At 65.5% G+C, this 17,333-nt stretch carries 17 protein-coding genes; 9 read left to right on the plus strand and 8 right to left on the minus strand.

The window, feature by feature from the left end:
* The first annotated feature begins 188 nt into the window (after positions 1–188).
* From HOP51_RS17095 to cdd, 6 genes are read left to right on the plus strand one after another with little or no spacing between them, the layout of a single operon-like run.
* On the plus strand, positions 189–1,460 hold the full coding sequence (locus tag HOP51_RS17095) for a NupC/NupG family nucleoside CNT transporter (RefSeq protein WP_234275124.1): 1,272 nt from the start codon (positions 189–191) through the stop codon (positions 1,458–1,460).
* A 37-nt stretch (positions 1,461–1,497) separates the two neighbouring features.
* On the plus strand, positions 1,498–2,271 hold the full coding sequence (deoC, locus tag HOP51_RS17100) for a deoxyribose-phosphate aldolase (protein ID WP_234275125.1): 774 nt from the start codon (positions 1,498–1,500) through the stop codon (positions 2,269–2,271).
* On the plus strand, positions 2,271–3,632 hold the full coding sequence (deoA, locus tag HOP51_RS17105) for a thymidine phosphorylase (protein ID WP_234275126.1): 1,362 nt from the start codon (positions 2,271–2,273) through the stop codon (positions 3,630–3,632). Before deoC ends, deoA begins: the two co-directional genes overlap by 1 nt.
* The gene (locus HOP51_RS17110) at positions 3,629–4,879 is read left to right on the plus strand and encodes a phosphopentomutase (RefSeq protein WP_234275127.1); all 1,251 of its coding nucleotides are present in this window, start codon (positions 3,629–3,631) and stop codon (positions 4,877–4,879) included. Before deoA ends, HOP51_RS17110 begins: the two co-directional genes overlap by 4 nt.
* Positions 4,880–4,889: 10 nt before the next feature.
* A complete protein-coding gene (gene deoD / locus HOP51_RS17115) occupies positions 4,890–5,618 on the plus strand; it encodes a purine-nucleoside phosphorylase (RefSeq protein WP_234275128.1) in 729 nt (242 codons plus the stop codon).
* Positions 5,619–5,626: 8 nt separating this feature from the next.
* A complete protein-coding gene (gene cdd, locus HOP51_RS17120; RefSeq protein WP_234275129.1) occupies positions 5,627–6,034 on the plus strand; it encodes a cytidine deaminase in 408 nt (135 codons plus the stop codon).
* A gap of 3 nt (positions 6,035–6,037) precedes the next feature.
* Here cdd and HOP51_RS17125 read toward each other — a convergent pair whose 3' ends face one another.
* From HOP51_RS17125 to HOP51_RS17150, 6 genes are all read right to left on the minus strand, one after another.
* Positions 6,038–6,787, minus strand: a complete 750-nt coding sequence (locus HOP51_RS17125) for an anaerobic ribonucleoside-triphosphate reductase activating protein (protein ID WP_234275130.1) — start codon at positions 6,785–6,787, stop codon at positions 6,038–6,040.
* A gap of 58 nt (positions 6,788–6,845) precedes the next feature.
* On the minus strand, positions 6,846–7,010 hold the full coding sequence (gene nrdD, locus HOP51_RS17130) for an anaerobic ribonucleoside-triphosphate reductase (protein WP_234275131.1): 165 nt from the start codon (positions 7,008–7,010) through the stop codon (positions 6,846–6,848).
* Between the two features lie 47 nt (positions 7,011–7,057).
* Positions 7,058–8,788, minus strand: coding sequence for a ribonucleoside triphosphate reductase (locus HOP51_RS17135; protein ID WP_234275132.1), 1,731 nt, complete (start codon positions 8,786–8,788; stop codon positions 7,058–7,060).
* Positions 8,789–8,975: 187 nt separating this feature from the next.
* The gene (locus HOP51_RS17140; RefSeq protein WP_234275133.1) at positions 8,976–9,890 is read right to left on the minus strand and encodes a U32 family peptidase; all 915 of its coding nucleotides are present in this window, start codon (positions 9,888–9,890) and stop codon (positions 8,976–8,978) included.
* 8 nt (positions 9,891–9,898) lie between these two features.
* Positions 9,899–10,894, minus strand: a complete 996-nt coding sequence (gene ubiU, locus HOP51_RS17145; RefSeq protein ID WP_234275134.1) for a ubiquinone anaerobic biosynthesis protein UbiU — start codon at positions 10,892–10,894, stop codon at positions 9,899–9,901.
* Positions 10,895–10,985: 91 nt separating this feature from the next.
* On the minus strand, positions 10,986–11,546 hold the full coding sequence (locus HOP51_RS17150) for a YIP1 family protein (protein WP_234275135.1): 561 nt from the start codon (positions 11,544–11,546) through the stop codon (positions 10,986–10,988).
* Positions 11,547–11,624: 78 nt separating this feature from the next.
* Here HOP51_RS17150 and HOP51_RS17155 point away from each other — a divergent pair, with 78 nt between their 5' ends.
* The 3 genes from HOP51_RS17155 to HOP51_RS17165 all read left to right on the plus strand — a co-directional run bounded on the left by HOP51_RS17155 (position 11,625) and on the right by HOP51_RS17165 (position 15,519).
* Positions 11,625–12,071, plus strand: coding sequence for a MarR family winged helix-turn-helix transcriptional regulator (locus HOP51_RS17155; RefSeq protein WP_228716951.1), 447 nt, complete (start codon positions 11,625–11,627; stop codon positions 12,069–12,071).
* A gap of 20 nt (positions 12,072–12,091) precedes the next feature.
* Positions 12,092–13,258: a cytochrome P450 gene (locus HOP51_RS17160; protein ID WP_234275136.1), complete on the plus strand. Its 1,167-nt coding sequence runs from the start codon at positions 12,092–12,094 to the stop codon at positions 13,256–13,258.
* 539 nt (positions 13,259–13,797) lie between these two features.
* On the plus strand, positions 13,798–15,519 hold the full coding sequence (locus tag HOP51_RS17165) for a nitrite reductase (protein ID WP_234275137.1): 1,722 nt from the start codon (positions 13,798–13,800) through the stop codon (positions 15,517–15,519).
* Positions 15,520–15,606: 87 nt separating this feature from the next.
* On the opposite strand, the gene HOP51_RS17170 is transcribed toward HOP51_RS17165, so the two are convergent.
* Positions 15,607–16,818 (minus strand): cytochrome D1 domain-containing protein, encoded by a 1,212-nt coding sequence (locus HOP51_RS17170; RefSeq protein ID WP_276574362.1) that lies wholly within the window; start codon positions 16,816–16,818, stop codon positions 15,607–15,609.
* Positions 16,819–16,834: 16 nt separating this feature from the next.
* The gene (locus HOP51_RS17175) at positions 16,835–17,176 is read right to left on the minus strand and encodes a c-type cytochrome (RefSeq protein WP_234275138.1); all 342 of its coding nucleotides are present in this window, start codon (positions 17,174–17,176) and stop codon (positions 16,835–16,837) included.
* Positions 17,177–17,333: the final 157 nt, after the last annotated feature.

Below are 17,333 nucleotides of genomic sequence, written 5' to 3' on the forward strand. Positions count from 1 at the left end.
TCCCTACACTGTCCTGCCCCCAAGCCACTACGGTTGGCGTAGCAATTTTGCGCTTCGAATAGATGTTGGTTGGATAACGCAAAATGTTATAATTTTAACATCTCGTGCAGTTTTCCCTGCGCTGATATCACGACAACCAGATGCGGCGGGTCCTGGCACATCGCCGCCGGCACCAAAGGAAGAATTCCATGACCGCCATCATGAGCCTGGTCGGCATGGCGACGCTCATCGCCATCGCCCTTGTCTTCTCCTTCAACCGGCGCGACATTCGGCTGCGAACCGTAGGCGGCGCCTTCGCCATCCAGGCCGGCATCGGTGCCTTCGTGCTCTATGTGCCGTTCGGCCAGGCGGTGCTGCAGACCATCTCCGCCGGTGTCAGCCAGGTAGTGCTCTACGCCAACGACGGCATCGATTTCCTGTTCGGCGGCCTGGCCGATACCGGCAACATCGGCTTCGTCTTCGCCATCAAGGTGCTGCCGGTGATCATCTTCTTCTCCTCGCTGATCGCCGTGCTCTACTACCTCGGCATCATGCAGTGGGTGATCCGCATCCTCGGCGGGGCGCTGCAGAAGGCATTGGGCACCTCGCGCACCGAATCGCTCTCGGCCACCGCCAACATCTTCGTCGGACAGACCGAGGCGCCGCTGGTGGTACGTCCCTTCATCGCGCGCATGACCCCTTCGCAGCTGTTCGCGGTGATGTGCGGTGGGCTGGCTTCGGTGGCGGGCTCGGTGTTGGCCGGCTACGCGGCGCTGGGTATCCCCATGGAGTACCTGGTTGCGGCGTCGTTCATGGCCGCTCCCGGCGGGCTGCTGTTCGCCAAGCTGATCATGCCCGAGACCCACGAGCCGGTGGACGACACCGAAGAGGCCAACCAGGTCATCGAGGAGGAGGACAAGCCGGTCAACGTGCTCGATGCGGCGGCGACCGGTGCCACTTCGGGGCTGCGCCTGGCGGCCAACGTCGGCGCCATGCTGCTCGCCTTCATCGGCCTGATCGCCTTGATCAACGGCATGCTCGGCGGCGTAGGCGGCTGGATCGGCGTCGAGCAACTGAGCCTGGAGCTGATCCTCGGCTGGCTGTTCGCGCCGCTTGCCTTCGTGCTCGGCGTGCCCTGGGCGGAGGCCACCCTGGCCGGTTCCTTCATCGGCCAGAAGCTGGTGGTCAACGAGTTCGTCGCCTACATCAACCTGGCACCCTACATCGATGGCGACGCGATGGTGGCCAATACCGGCCAGGCCATGAGTGGCCACACCATCGCCATTCTCTCCTTTGCCCTGTGCGGCTTCGCCAACCTCTCGTCGATCGCCATCCTGCTCGGCGGCCTGGGCAGCATCGCCCCCAGTCGACGCCACGACATTGCCCGCTTCGGGGTGAAGGCGGTGCTGGCGGGCACGCTCTCGAACCTGATGTCGGCGGCCATCGCCGGCTTCTTCCTCGCCCTGGGGGGCGTGATCTGATGGCCTCGATTTCTCTCCGTTCTCTACAGGTGACGTCATGACCGAACTGCAGCAGGCCGCGCGCCAGGCCTTGGCGCTGATGGACCTCACCAGCCTCAACGACGACGACAGCGACGCCGTCATTCGTGAACTGTGCCGCAAGGCCAATACACCCTCGGGCCACCCGGCGGCGGTGTGCGTCTATCCTGGCTTCGTGCCGACTGCGCGCCAGGCGCTGGCCGAGCAGGGCCTGGCCGGCAAGGTGAAGGTGGCCACGGTGACCAACTTCCCCCACGGCGAGGCGGACATCGAGCGCGCCGCAGAGGAGACCCGGGCGGCCATTGCCGCCGGCGCCGACGAGGTCGACGTGGTCTTCCCCTATCGCGCGCTGATGGCGGGCGACGCCGAGGTCGGCCGTGAGCTGGTCGAGGCGTGCAAGCGTGAGTGCGGCGACGCCGTGCTCAAGGTGATCCTGGAAACCGGCGAGCTCAAGGACGCCGGGCTGATCGACCGCGCCGGCATGCTGGCCATCGACGGCGGTGCCGACTTCCTCAAGACCTCCACCGGCAAGGTGGCGGTCAATGCCACCCTGAGCGCGGCCAAGATCCTGCTCACCGCGATCAAGTCGAGTGGCCGCGACGTGGGCTTCAAGGCCGCCGGCGGGGTACGCACCGCCGAGGATGCCGCCGCCTACCTGCAGCTTGCCGAGCGGGTGATGGGGGCTGAGTGGATCACCCCGGCACACTTCCGCTTCGGCGCCTCGGGGCTACTCGGCAGCCTGCTCGACACCCTGGGCGTCGAGCGAGACCAGGGCCCGATGGGAGGCTACTGATGGCTTTCCGTGCGCTTCCCCAGGAGCTGATTCGCGCCAAGCGCGACGGTCAGGCGCTCTCGCCCGGGGAGATAGGCGAGCTGGTAGCGGGCATCGCCGACGGCAGCCTCTCCGATGCCCAGGTCGGTGCGCTGGCCATGGCGATCTATCTCAATGGCATGAATGCCGCCGAGACGGTGGCACTGACCGAGGCGGTGCGCGATTCCGGTGAGGTGTTGGCGTGGCGCGGCTTGGGCCCGGGGCTCGATCTGCCGGGGCCGGTGCTCGACAAGCACTCCACCGGTGGCGTGGGCGACCTCGTTTCGCTGGTGCTGGGGCCGTGGATCGCCGCCTGCGGTGGCTACGTGCCGATGGTTTCCGGCCGCGGCCTGGGCCACACCGGCGGCACCCTGGACAAGCTAGAGGCGATTCCCGGCTACGACATCGCCCCCTCGCGGGAGCGTTTCCGCAAGCTGGTGCGCGAGGCGGGCGTGGCCATCGTCGGCCAAACCGCCGAGCTGGCGCCGGCCGACCGGCGGCTCTACGCCATTCGCGACGTCACCGCCACGGTGGAGTCGCTGCCGCTGATCGTCAGCTCGATCCTGGGCAAGAAGCTCGCCTGCGGCCTCGACGCCCTGGTGATGGACGTCAAGAGCGGCAGCGGCGCCTTTATGCCCACGCCCGAGAAATCGCGGGAACTGGCGGCGACCATCGCCGAGGCGGCCAGCCGCGCCGGTACGCCGACCACCGCGCTGCTCACCGACATGAGCCAGCCGTTGGCGCCCTGCGCCGGCAACGCCGTCGAGGTGCGCGAGGCGATTGCGTTGCTCGCCGGAGATAAGAGGGACGGGCGTCTGCTAGAGGTAACCCGCACGCTTGCCGCCGAGCTGCTGCTGGCCGGCAGGCTGGCCAGCGACCATGAAGGCGCCCTGGCCCTGCTCGACGAGCGGCTCGCCTCGGGGGCTGCCGCCGAGCGTTTCGCCCGTATGGTGGCGGGCCTGGGCGGCCCCGCCGACTTGCTCGAGCGCCACGACCGTTACCTGCCCCGTGCGCCCATCGTGCGCCCTGTGCATGCCGAGCGCAGCGGCCGGGTCACGCGCATGGACACTCGCGCCGTGGGGCTTGCCGTGGTGGAGCTGGGCGGTGGACGCCGTGTGCCGAGCGATGTCATCGACCATGCCGTCGGCCTGACCAGTATCGCCGCCCTCGGCGAGCCTGTCGACGGCGAGCGCCCGCTGGCCTGGGTGCATGCGGCAAGCGAGGCCGATGCCGAGCGCGCCGCCAGCCAGCTGCGTGCCGCCATCGAAGTGAACGACGTCGCGACCGGCGACGTCACACTGCCTACACTCATTCAAGACGTGATTCGTCGGGAGGCGCCATGACTCGCGCCATCGTGCTGGTACTCGACTCCTTCGGCATCGGCGGGGCGCCGGATGCGGTGGACTTCGGCGACGCGGGGGCCGATACCCTGGGCCATATCGCCGCCGCCTGCGCCCGCGGACAGTGCGACAACGCGATACGCCAGGGACCGCTGGCGCTACCCAACCTGGGCCGGCTGGGGCTGTTCCACGCCCACCGCGAGAGTACCGGCGCCTGGACCGAGGGTGTCGAGGTGCCGGCCGAGGTGATCGGCGCCTACGGTCACGCCCGGGAGATCTCCTCGGGCAAGGACACCCCCTCGGGCCATTGGGAGATCGCTGGCGTGCCGGTGCGCTTCGACTGGGGCTATTTCTTCGACCTGGAAGACAGTTTCCCACCGGAGCTGCTCCAGGCACTCGAGCGCGAAGCCGGTTTGCCTGGCGTGCTGGGCAACTGCCACGCCTCGGGCACCGAGATCATCGCCCGCCTCGGCGAGGAGCACATGGCCAGCGGCAAGCCCATCGTCTACACCTCGGGCGACTCGGTGTTCCAGATTGCCGCCCACGAGGAGACCTTCGGCCTCGAGCGGCTCTACGCCCTATGCGAGACCGCCCGGCGATTGCTCGAGCCCTACAACATCGGCCGGGTGATTGCGCGACCCTTCGTCGGTGCAAGTGCGGCGGACTTCACCCGTACCGCCAACCGCCGCGACTACAGCGTCGAGCCGCCCGCACCCACGGTGCTGCAGAAGCTCGAGAGCGACGGCGGCGAAGTGATCGCCATCGGCAAGATCGCCGATATCTACGCCCACTGCGGCGTGACACGCACGATCAAGGCCAGCGGCCACGACGCGCTGATGGACGCCACCCTGGCTGCCCTGGAGGAGACCGGCGAGCGCTCGCTGGTGATGACCAACTTCGTCGACTTCGACACCCTCTACGGCCACCGGCGCGACGTGACCGGCTATGCCGCCGCGCTGGAGGCCTTCGATGCGCGGCTGTCCGAGCTGCTGGCCAAACTGCGCGACGACGACCTGCTGGTGATCACCGCTGACCACGGCTGCGACCCCACCTGGCACGGTAGCGATCATACCCGCGAACGGGTGCCGGTGCTGGCGCTGGGCGCGGGCCTTGCATCCGGCTCGTTGGGCGCACGCGACACCTTCGCCGACATCGGCCAGAGCCTGGCGTCGCACTTGGGCCTTTCGCCCATGGACGACGGCACGAGCTTTCTCCCCAAGCCGCCTCATACTGACCCTCTCGCTGCATAGGAGCCTCGACATGGCGACTCCCCACATCCAGGGCGAACGCGGCATCTTCGCCGACACCGTGCTGATGCCCGGCGACCCGCTGCGTGCCAAGTACATCGCCGAGACCTTCCTCGAGGATGCGCGTGAGGTGAACAACGTGCGCAACATGCTCGGCTTCACCGGCAGTTACCGCGGCCGCGAGATCTCGGTGATGGGCCATGGCATGGGCATTCCTTCGGTCTCTATCTATGCCAAGGAACTGATCACCGACTATGGCGTGAAGCGGCTGATCCGGGTTGGCTCCTGCGGCGCGGTGCGCGACGACGTGGCAGTGCGCGACGTGGTGATCGGCCTTGGCGCGAGCACCGACTCGGCGGTCAATCGCACCCGCTTCATGGGCCACGACTTCGCCGCCATCGCCGACTTCTCGCTGACCCGCCACGCAGTGGATGCCGCCGCGGCCCAGGGCGTGTCGGTGAAGGTGGGCAACCTGTTCTCGGCGGATCTGTTCTACAACCCCCAGGGCGAGCTGTTCGAACTGATGAAGCGCTATGGCATCGTCGGCGTGGAAATGGAGGCGGCGGGGCTCTATGGCGTGGCGGCGGAGTTCGGCGGCCGGGCGATGACCATCTGTACCGTCTCCGACCACATCCTCAAGGGCGAGTCGCTGCCCAGCGAGGCCCGCGAGCGCAGCTTCAACGAGATGGTCGAGGTGGCCCTCGATGCGGTGCTGCGCGACGACGCGGCGGGGGCGGCATGAGCGCTGGCATGAGAGACACCGTCGACCCGGTCATCGTCGGCGCATTGATCGCGGTCCGCGGTAACGCGTACGCACCGTACTCGCAACATCCGGTGGGCGCGCTGGTGGAAAGCGAGAGCGGCGCGCACTACGTCGGCGCCAACGTCGAGGTGGCACACTACAAGGGGCTGTGCGCCGAGGCCTCGGCCATCGCCGCCATGATCAGCGCTGGCGAGCGACGTCTGCGTCACGTCTACGTGATCGGTCCCGGTGAGCACCTATGCTCGCCCTGCGGCGACTGTCGCCAGCGCATCCGTGAATTCGCTGACGCCGAGACCCTCATTCACGTGGTCGACGCCGAGGGCAGGCTGCTCAAGCGCTACACCATGGAGCAACTTCTGCCCGATGCGTTTGGGCCGGAGAATCTGGGGCTTTGAAGGCTAATCCCGCAGCTCGATGCGCTCGAAGTGCGGCCCCAAGCGCCTGACCAGCCCGGCGAGCACCGCCCGCGGCGGGGCATTCTCCACCGGCTGGCAGTAGGCCGGGTCGAGGCATTGACGGGTGCGGGCCACCTGGATGGCGTAGCGGCGCACGCCGCAGTCGGCCAGGGTCAGCGCCAGGCGTTCCACCTCGGCCAATGAGAAGTCGCGCCAATGCACGGTGGTGCGGCATTCGAAATCGATGCCGCCGTCGAGCAGCGCCGTCAGGCTCTGGCTGTTGCGCTGCCAGATGCCGGGGCGTCCGCAGATGCGGTCGAAGTCGCCTCCGCGTCCCTTCACGTCGAGCCCCACCCAGTCGAGCCACGGCAGTAGCCGCGAGAGCCGTGCCGGGTAGGGGCCGGCGGTATGCAAGCCGACCTTGAAGCCCATCGCCTTCACCTCGCGTACCGCCGCCGGCAGGGCGTTGTGCAGGGTCGGCTCGCCGCCGCTGAACACCACCGCCTCGAGCAGCCCCCGGCGGTTCTCCAGGAACTCCCGTACCGCCTGCCATTCGCTCTCGTCGCCGCGGCGCGGCGGCATCATGTGGCCGTTGTGGCAGTAGCCGCAGCGCAGCGGGCAGCCCTGCAGGAACACCACGCAGGCCAGGTGATCCGGATAGTCCAGGGTGGTCATCTGGGTCAGGCCGGCAATGGGCAGGCGGATGCCGTCGAGAGGCGCGAGGGCGGGCGGGTCGAGGTCAGTGGCGATCATGAGGGGCTCCTCGGCTTGGGGTGTGAATGCCGGGCACGGGGCCCGGCAGGTCAGGCAGTCAGGGCGTCAGGTCGGCGGCCCGCTCGGTGAAATGCCGGCGCTCGCGATGCTCGGCGCGCTTGCCGACGTTGAACTGGCTGACCGGGCGGTGGTAGCCCATCACGCGGGTCCATACTTCGCAGCGCTGGCGTTGTTCGGTGGGCAGGGTATCGACGTTCGTCATGGTTTGGCTCCTTGCAGTGGTTGGGGTTGCAGCGGTTGAGAAAACGCTCAGGCCGGTACGGCCGCGGCGCGTCTTGCCAGCAGTGCTTCGTCGCACTTCGGGCAGAATTCGTGTTCGCCGGCCAAGTAGCCGTGCACCGGGCAGATCGAGAAGGTCGGCGTCACGGTGATGTAGGGCAGGCGGAAGCGCGACAGCGCGGTGTGCACGAGCTTGCGACAAGCGGTGGCGCTGGAGAGCCGCTCACGCATGTAGAGGTGCAGCACGGTGCCGCCGGTGTAGCGGGTCTGCAGCGGGTCCTGGTGGATCAGCGCCTCGAAGGGGTCGTCGGTGTGCCCCACCGGCAGCTGGCTCGAGTTGGTGTAGTAGGGCGCCTCCGGCGTGCCCGCCTGCAAAATGCCCGGGAAGCGCTCGGCGTCGGCGCGGGCGAAGCGATAGGTGGTGCCCTCCGCCGGGGTCGCCTCCAGGTTGTAGAGATGGCCAGTCTCGGCCTGGAACTCCTGCATCCTGGCGCGCACGTGGTCGAGCACCTCCAGGGCGAGCTGGCGCCCCTCGGGGGCGGTGATGTCGTAGCGGTCGTCGGAGAAGTTGCGCACCATCTCGTTGAGCCCGTTCACGCCCAGCGTCGAGAAGTGATTGCGCAGGGTGCCCAGATAGCGCTGGGTAAAGGGGTAGAGCCCTTCATCCATCCACTGCTGGATGCGCTCGCGCTTGAGCTCCAGGCTGTCGCGGCCCAGTGCCAGCAAGCGGTCGAGCTCGCGAAGCAGCCCCGCCCGGTCGCCGGCGAAGCGGTAGCCCAGCCGCGCGCAGTTGAGCGTCACCACGCCCAGCGAGCCGGTCTGCTCGGCGCTGCCGAACAGGCCGTTGCCACGCTTGAGCAGCTCGGAGAGGTCGAGCTGCAGGCGGCAGCACATGGAGCGCACCATGTGCGGCTCCAGGTCGGAGTTGAGAAAGTTCTGGAAGTAGGGCAGGCCGTACTTGGCGGTCAGCGCGAACAGCCGCTCGGCGTTGTCGCTCTCCCAGTCGAAATCCGGGGTGATGTTGTAGGTGGGGATGGGGAAGGTGAACACCCGGCCCTGGCGGTCACCGGCTTCCATCACTTCCAGGTAGGCGCGGTTGAGCAGGTCCATCTCCGCCTGCAGCTCGCCGTAGGTGAAGGGCTGCTCCTCGCCGCCGACGATAGGCACCTGGTCGCGCAGGTCCGCCGGGCACACCCAGTCGAAGGTGAGATTGGTGAAGGGCGTCTGGCTGCCCCAGCGCGACGGCACGTTGAGGTTGTAGATGAACTCCTGGATAGCCTGCCTCACCGCGGCAAAGTCGAGGCCGTCCTTGCGCACGTAGGGCGCGAGATAGGTATCGAAGGAACTGAAGGCCTGGGCGCCGGCCCACTCGTTCTGCAGTGTGCCGAGGAAGTTGACCATCTGCCCCAGGGCGCTGGAGAGGTGGCGCGGCGGGCCGCTCTCGGCGCGCCCGGGCACGCCGTTGAAGCCCTCGATCAAGAGCTGGCGCAGCGACCAGCCGGCGCAGTAGCCGCACAGCATGTCGAGATCGTGAATGTGCAGGTCGCCCTCGCGATGGGCGGCGCCGACCTCGGCCGGGTAGACCTCGTCGAGCCAGTAGTTGGCGATCAGCTTGCCCGAGACGTTGAGGATCAGCCCACCCAGGGAGTAGCCCTGGTTGGCGTTGGCGTGCACGCGCCAGTCGGCACGTTCGAGGTATTCATTGACGGTCGAGGCGACGTCGATGCGGCGCGGACTGGCCTGGCTTGTGGGGGCGTTCACCGTAATCTCCCTATATGTGCTGCCTTTCGATGTGTCGATACACAACATATGGTGTGTGAAGGCTAGTGCCTTCGGCAGCGAGAGAACATGACCCAGGTCAGAAAAAGGCCAGTTGGAACCTCGGGGAACGACGAACCCCGCCGGTCGGCGGGGTTCGAATACAGGCGCAAAAGCGCTCATTCGGCGGTTAGACGTGCAGCCGGGTATTGTCCATACCCGGGCGGCCGTGCCAGTAGCCGTCACAGACCTCGGCTTCGACCAGGGCTAGCGGGTCGGCGGCGGGCAGCTTGCCATGGCGAGCGGCGTCGAAGGCAGCGACTACCTCGGCCATGCCTTCGGCCCTCGGGCTCAGGCGCGCCACCGCCACGCCCATTGCGGCCATGTCGCTGATCTCGTGGCGCAGGTCCTGGCAGGCGCCGGAGAGGGTCTGGATGCCATTGAGAGTGAACACTTCCTTGGACGCCTCTTGAGTGCGCAGTGCCAGACCTTCGGGGTATTTCTGGCACACGAACATACAGCGGTCCTTGGGCTTCTGGTGGCGCCGGGCCGTGAAGCAGCGCGATGACCAGGCCAGCGGCAGGTGGCCGTAGGCGAATACCTCGCAGGGCTGCTCGAGTCCCTCGGCTGTGCAATCGGCGAGCAGGCGGGCGAGATCGTCGCGGGACATCTCCACCGGCGCCTGCCAGCGCTGCATGCCGGCCCGGGCCATCACGCCGATGGCGGCGGGGTTGTAGAGGTTCAGCGCCGCCCCGGCGACGAAGGGCAGGCCGGCGGCGGCCAGGCGCTGCAATGCGCTCTGGTCGTTGGCCTCGACGGTGAACTCGCCGTTGTCGCACAGCTTGCGCAGGTCGCGCAGGTCGGCCTCGGACTCGATCAGGGTCTGGCTCGCCAACACCACTTGCTTGCCGCTCTGGGCCAGCTCGCGACCGATGCCGAGCCAGTCGTCGAGCTTCATGTCGCGACGACGCGAGCAGACGGATTCGCCCAGGGTGATGATCTCCACCGGCCAGTCGGCGGCCTCGCGGTAGAAGTCGGCGTAGCGCTCGCGGGTCCAGTAGAACAGCACCGGGCCCAGGGCGAGCTGCAGGGAATCGGATGACATGAAACCTCCTATTTCCAGCGGCGTTCGTAGGCGCCCAGGGTGGTGGTGGCGCCTTCGGAGACCTCACCGAGGCCGGCCATCCAGGCGGGGTCGGGGTGGAAGCGCTCGGGTGCGCGTTCCAGGCGATCCAGCGCCTGGCGCCAGATGCCGGCCACCTTCGACACGTAGGCGGGGCTGCGCTGGCGGCCCTCGATCTTCACCGCGCTGATTCCCAGCTCACGCAGCTCCGGCAGCAGCTCCAGGGTGTTGAGGCTGGTGGGCTCCTCGATGGCGTGATAGGTCTCGCCAGCGACTTCGAAACGCCCCTTGCACAGGGTCGGGTAGCCGGCACGCTCGCCATCGCCATAGCGGTCGATCAGCACGCCGTTAAGGCGTGACTCCAGCCCCCGCGGTGTCTCCTCCCAGCGCACGTGGGCCGCCGGCGAGCAGACGCCGCGTGTGTTGGGCGATTCGCCGGTGAGATACGACGACAGGTAGCAGCGCCCCTCGGCCATGATGCACAGGCTGCCGAAGGCGAACACCTCGAGCTCCACCGGGCTCTGCTTGGCCAGGTCGCGCACCTGGGTAATGGAGAGCACCCGTGGCAGCACGGCGCGCTTGATGCCGAACTGGTCGTGGTAGAAGCGCAAGGCCTCATGGCTGGTGGCCGAACCTTGCACCGAAAGGTGGCGGGCGAGATCGGGGTAGCGCCGGGCGGCGTAGTCGAGCAGGCCCATATCGGCCATGATCAGGGCGTCGACGCCGAGCCCGGCGGCCTGGTCCACGGCGCGGGTCCACTGGGTCCAGCCGTCGGGCTGTGGATAGGTGTTGATGGCGCAGAACACTTTCTTGCCGCGGGCATGGGCGTAGTCGATGCCTTCGCGGGCGCGTTTGTCGGTGAAATTGAGGCCGGCGAACTGCCGGGCGTTGGTGGCGTTCTGGAAGCCGAAGTAGACGGCATCGGCGCCTTCATCCACCGCCCGCTTCAGGGCCGGCAGGTTGCCGGCCGGGCAGACGAGCTCCATGTCGCTCTCCTCGCAGTCTGGGTAAACCCGACCATGCTAGTCGACTACGCGGAAAGGACTTTTGATGAGGGTCATGCGGAAGTGGGTTTGCTTACAAAGCCCAGACCAGGGCCAATAGTACCCCCCAGGCCATCAGCCCGAAGGCCATCACCGCATAGGTGGCAGACATCGCCATGACGTCGTGTTCCTCGCGCTCGCATAGCGCCTGCAGGCCGTGGTAGATCAGCCCGCATGACACCGCCATCGCCAGCAGCACACCGCCGACGATGAAGATCATGTCGGGAACGAACAGCGTCAACGAGGAGAACCACAGCGGCAGCGGGGCCAGGGCCGCCAGCAGATAGGCGTCGCCATGGCTGAGTCGCAGGCGGTGGGCATTCGCCACGCCATGGATCAGCCAGCCCATGATCAGGAAGGTGAGCAGCTCGGCGGTGAACAGTGCCGGGGCGATGATGGCCCAGGGGCGTTCGGCCAGACCGGTGAGCAGGGTATCGCCGTGCTGATGGATGGCGTAGTGCAGCATGACCGGCGGCAGCAGCGACAGCGGCAGTACGACGCGAAGGATCAATGCGTTGAGGGAAGGGCGCTCGCGGCGCAGCTGCTGCCAGCCGCCTCGCGAGAAAGGGAGTCGAAGAAGGCTCGAAAGGTTCATGAAATGCTCACGGTCAATTTTTTTATATCACAGCATGATATTTTCTAGCCTTGGAGCCATAACCTGTCAAGGAGCACGATGATGCGGAAGTACGCCGGCCGGGAGACAGATGCCGAAGCGTTGACCAAGCGGGATTTCGAACGCCTCTCTCACTTCCGTTATCGGTTGCGTTGCTTTCTGCGTGAGAGCGAGGAAATTTGCCGCCGACATGGATTGACGTCACTCCAGTACCAGTTGTTGCTGCATCTGAAGGGGTTCGAGGAACGTGAGTGGGCCACGGTGGGCGAACTTGCCGAGCGCCTGCAAGCCAAGCATCACGGAACCGTGATGCTAGTCGATCGCTGCGAGCAGCTGGCCCTGGTGGAGCGTCGATCGGGGCGGATCGATCGTCGGCATAGCGAAGTGCACCTGCTACCCAAGGGAGCGCAGCTCGCGGAGCGGGTGGCGAAGGAGCATCAGCCGGAACTGCGCCATCTGCAGGAAGAGTTCACCTTGCCGGGCTGGCCCGAGTTGCCTCATTCATAGTGCCGAGCGGAGGAGACATCATGACCGACCTTTTCGCCCCTGATTCGCATGACTGGGACCCACGAGCCGATTCGGTGCAACGCGACCAGATGGCTGCTTATGATGAGATGCGTCGCCGTTGCCCTGTGGCCTACAGCGACTACCTGCAGTGGTCGCTATTTCGCCATGAAGACGTGATGCGGGTACTCACGGATCACGAGACTTTCAGCAATGCCGCCAGTCGTCATCTCTCCGTGCCCAACGCCATGGATCCGCCGGAACATACGCGATTTCGACGGCTGGTCGAACCGTATTTCAGTCCCGAAGCGATGGCATTGTTCGAGCCACAGTGTCGAGAGATCGCCGAGAGCATGGTGGCGCGGCTGCCGCAAACGGGCGAGGTCGAGGCAATGGCTGAACTGGGCCAGAGCTTTGCTCTCGAGATTCAGTGCGCTTTCATGGGTTGGCCATCGAGTTTACACGAGCCCCTGCGCGACTGGATTCGGCAACAGCATAACGCCACCTTGGCGGGAGACCGGGAGCGCCTGGGAAAATTGGCACTGGAGTTCGACGGTGTGATTCGGGAACTGCTCGATACCCGACGGACCGCGGGAGCGGCCGCCCCTGACGATGTGACGACTCGCTTGCTGCGTGAAATCGTAGAGGACCGGCCACTACGGGACGAGGAGATTGTCAGCATCATCCGGAACTGGACGGTAGGGGAACTGGGGACGATAGCGGCCAGTGTGGGAATTCTGGTGCGCTACCTGGCCGAGCATCCCAATCTACAGGCAAGGCTACGCGGCGAGCCGGAGCTGCTGCCGGCTGCCATCGACGAGATCCTGAGGCTCGATGCGCCGTTAATGTCCAATCGCAGGGTTACGACGAAACCCGTGATGATCGGGGGGCGGCGCCTGGAGGCGGGGGAGAAGCTCACGCTTCTGTGGGGGGCAGCCAACCGCGACGAGGCCGTATTCGGCGATCCGGATGAGTTCCGGCTGGATCGGGATGCGGAGACCAACCTGCTTTATGGCGCCGGTATCCATGTCTGTCCCGGCGCGCCGCTGGCGCGCATGGAGCTGCGCCTGATCATGGAAGCACTGCTTGCCGATACCGTGCACTTGGCCCTGATACCGGATGAACCAGCCATTAGGGCTCGGTTTCCTGCCGGCGGCTACTCAAAGGTGCCGCTGCGGGTTACGCGCTGAGTCTACCGCCATTCGGCCTCGGTGGTTGGATGACAACGGCTGCCTATCATACGCCCTCTTTCGGCCCTGGCAATTGCCAGGGCTTGTCTCGATTGCATTAAAAACTTGCGGATTTTCGTAGCTCATCCCTCGTTGATGATGAGCGACTCCTCGTCGGCGATGAGGGATTCTCCATTGATGTATATCAACCAATTTTGATTGGTCGATGCGATGTTAGGCAGCCAATCAATATCCAAAAATGGGTAGGAGATCATCCTGTTTGATGTATGTCATGTTGGATTTATATCTGCTTTTTGGTGCGACAACATGTCCATTTAATCCGGCCTTTGTAGGAAGATAATCGCCAGTAATTCATCGAATTTGTGAGCATTACAGGCGGTTTTTATTAAAAGAGAAGAGCAAGCGGAGTCGCCGGAGAGCGAACCTTTCCTTCCTCCTGATGAGATCGGCAGACGCATCGCCGTATTTCAATGGCTGGCTTCATTGATTGTGGCTGTGGGCAGTCATCATGAATATTGGACAGGCATGAGGAATGACGAATGGACAATAGGCTGATTCGCACCGTACTGGCGGTAGCCGTAACGGCTGCGGCACTGGCGACCGGTCAGGCCGGCGCTCAAGATGAACACCCCAACGGCGCCAGAGGTACCGACCATGGTGCTGACACGGCGCTTGAGACAGGCTCAGCGAACAGAGTCACGGCTCCCGGTGCTCCCGACATGACGGAAGCGGAGTTTCAGCGCGCTACTGAACTCTACTTTCAACGCTGCGCCGGTTGCCACGGCGTGCTGCGCAAGGGAGCAACCGGCAAGCCGTTGACGCCGGAGATTACCCAGCAGCGCGGCGAAGCCTACCTCAGCACCTTCATCACCTACGGTTCGCCTGCCGGTATGCCAAACTGGGGGACCTCGGGAGAGTTGACCGAGGATGAGATCGACATCATGACCCGCTACATCATGCACGAGCCGCCGCAACCGCCCGAATATGGCAAAGCGGCCATGGAGGCGAGCCGGGTGGTGCACATTCCGCCCGAGGCGCGCCCCACCGAGCCGCAGAATGACCTCAATCTCGATAATCTATTCTCCGTTACCTTGCGCGATGCCGGGCAGATTGCGCTCATCGACGGCGACAGCAAGGAGATCGTCAAGCTGCTCGACACGGGTTATGCCGTGCACATCTCACGGATTTCCGCCTCGGGGCGTTACCTGCTGGTGATCGGACGTGACGGGGCGATCAATATGATTGACCTATGGATGGAAGAGCCCGAGACCGTGGCTGAGATCAAGATCGGCATGGAGGCTCGCTCCGTGGAGGTCTCGCGCTACCGGGGCTATGAGGACGAGTACGTCATCGCCGGCGCATACTGGCCGCCCCACTACGTGATTATGGATGGCCAGACACTGGAACCGCTCAAGATCGTTTCCACCCGCGGCATGACCGTCGATGAGTTGGAATATCATCCCGAGCCGCGTGTTGCCGCTATCGTCGCCTCGCAGAAGCACCCCGAGTTCATCGTTAACGTCAAGGAGACCGGCAAGGTGTTGCTGGTCAACTACGCGAACCTCAATGCCCTCGAGACCGTCGAAATCGACGCGGCACCCTATCTTCACGATGGTGGCTTCGATCGCTCGCTGCGCTATTTCATGACTGCCGCCAATGAGTCCAACAAGGTGGCGGTCATCGATACCGAGGAGCGCAAACTGGAAGCGCTGGTCGATGTGGGGCGCACCCCGCATCCGGGGCGCGGCGCCAACTTCGTTGATCCTGAGTTCGGCCCGGTATGGGCTACCAGTCACCTGGGCGACGACACCATCCAACTGATCGGTACCGACCCGGAAGCGCATCCACAGCAGGCTTGGCAAGTGGTGCGTAGCTTGCACGGCCAGGGCGGTGGTTCGCTGTTCATCAAGACCCACCCCGAGTCGAGTAACCTCTATGTGGATACGACGTTCAACCCCGACGAGAGCATCAGCCAGAGCGTGGCGGTATTCGATATCAATGATCTGGAGGCGGGGTTCGAGGTGTTGCCGATCGCCGATTGGGCCGATCTCGGTCAAGGACCCAAGCGCGTCGTGCAGCCCGAGTACAACCGGGCCGGCGATGAGGTGTGGTTCTCGGTCTGGAACGACATGAACGCCACCTCGGCACTGGTGGTGGTCGATGACGCCACCCGCAGTCTCAAGGCGGTGATCAAGGACGAACGGCTGGTGACGCCTACCGGCAAGTTCAACGTCTACAACTCCATGCATGAGGTCTACTGATCGTACGGCGAACGTGACAGGGCCCGGGTCGCATGACCTGGGGCCCTGGCGTGGTGGATGACGATCGGGGCACAACTATCGAGGGCGCTACAGCCCGATTTGGTGTGCCCGGTGGGTAAAGAAGATCCCACTCGGGGACTCTGCCGGCAGCCTGGCCAACTCCTCGAAGGTGCGGGTGTCGTAGACCACCACCTGGTTGCTGTCGCGGGCCGAGATCCAGATGTGCTCGCCGCGGGGGGTGAACTCCTTGTGCAGGATCGATTCGCCGGGTTCGAGGGTCTCGATCACCTCCAGGGTCTGGGTGTCGATCACCTGCACCTTGTCGTTGAGCGGGTGAGCGAAGGTGACCCATACCTGGCGTTCGTCGGGGCGGCTCATGACGAAGATCGGCTGTCCGTGAACCCCGATGCGATGGGTCAACGACCAGTCGGTGGTATCGGCCACCAGCACCTCGTTGCGTCCCACCGCGGGGAAGAAGGCCCGGTCGCCGGCCATGGCCCAGCCCTCGAGATGGGGCATCTTGTACACCGGCAAGCGCTCCTCGCCCTGGCCGTAGTCGGGCAGGATGCGCTGCACGCCGCTTTCCGGATGCCATAGGTCGAGCAGGGCCATGCCGTCCTCGCCGAACAGGCCGGCGATGTAGTAGCGGCCGTTGGGGGTGATCAGGGCATCGTAGGGCATGCTGCCCACGTCACGGAACTTGCTCAGCTCAGGCTCGTCCTGCGACATGTCTAGCGTCCAGATCTCGCCGGCCTCGAACAGGCTGAAGACGAACATGTTGCCCGGCACGTCCACCACCCCCACCACCTTGGCCTGGGCGCTGCTGCCATCGGATTTTTCGTAGGTGGCCGGTACGTCGATGACGAGTTCCATGGTCTCGGTATCGAACACCTTCACCCCGCCCGGTTCGTAGTTGCCCACCGCCACGAAGCGGCCGTCCTGGGAGATGGCGCCGCCGATGCTGTTGCCGCCCTGGATGATACGCCCGGCGATCTCGCCGGTGAGCAGGTCGAGCTTGGTCAGGCCGCCGTCGCGGCCGAAGACGAAGGCGTAGCGCGCATCGCGGGTGAACTTCACCGAGGCGTGGGAGAGATCGCCGAAGCCCTCGACGTGGCGCAGCACCTCGCGGCGGCTGGTGTCGACCAGCGCCACGCTGCCGCTGGCGCGCTCGATGACCACGCCGAGGTCGCCGGTACCTCGTAGCGCCCCGCCAGGTGCCTCGGCCAGGGCTTGTCCGATGAGCAGCAGGGCCAGAGCACTGGCGGCGACCAGGGGCTTGAAGGGGTAGGGCAGCGGCATCTCGGTCTCCTCGGGATCAGTCGGCCAGGGTTTCCAGGCGATTGTCGGTACGCAGGTGATCGGCGATCCAGCGTGCCTCGGCGTCGCTGAGCAGGGCTTTCCAGCCCGGCATGGCGCTGCCGGGAATGCCGTGCTGGATGATGTGGGCGAGCGCCTCGGGGCTGAAGCCCTGCATACGATCGCGGGCCAAGGCCGGGCCAAGTCCGCCACGCAGGGTCATGCCGTGGCAGGAGCCGCAGTCCTGGTAGAGCAGGGTTTCCAGCTCGGCCCGGCGTTCGGGGCCAAGCTCGTCGCCGCCCGCCATGGCCGGTAGGGCCAAGGCGGCACAGAGCAGCGGTAACAGGGCCGGCAGCTTCATCGAAGACCTCGGCGGCAGCTTGTCTATCGGCATCGCGGAGAGCGAGCCGTCGCCGCAGTGTCCCGCTCGGAGAAAGGGCTCGCCTTGACCGTCATCAAGCGCATGGCAAGTCGCTCGCGACTTTTGACTTGCGTCAACGGCACGTCTGATGACGGCT

The organism is Billgrantia zhangzhouensis (genome assembly GCF_021404465.1).
In the GTDB taxonomy this organism is placed as follows: domain Bacteria; phylum Pseudomonadota; class Gammaproteobacteria; order Pseudomonadales; family Halomonadaceae; genus Halomonas; species Halomonas zhangzhouensis.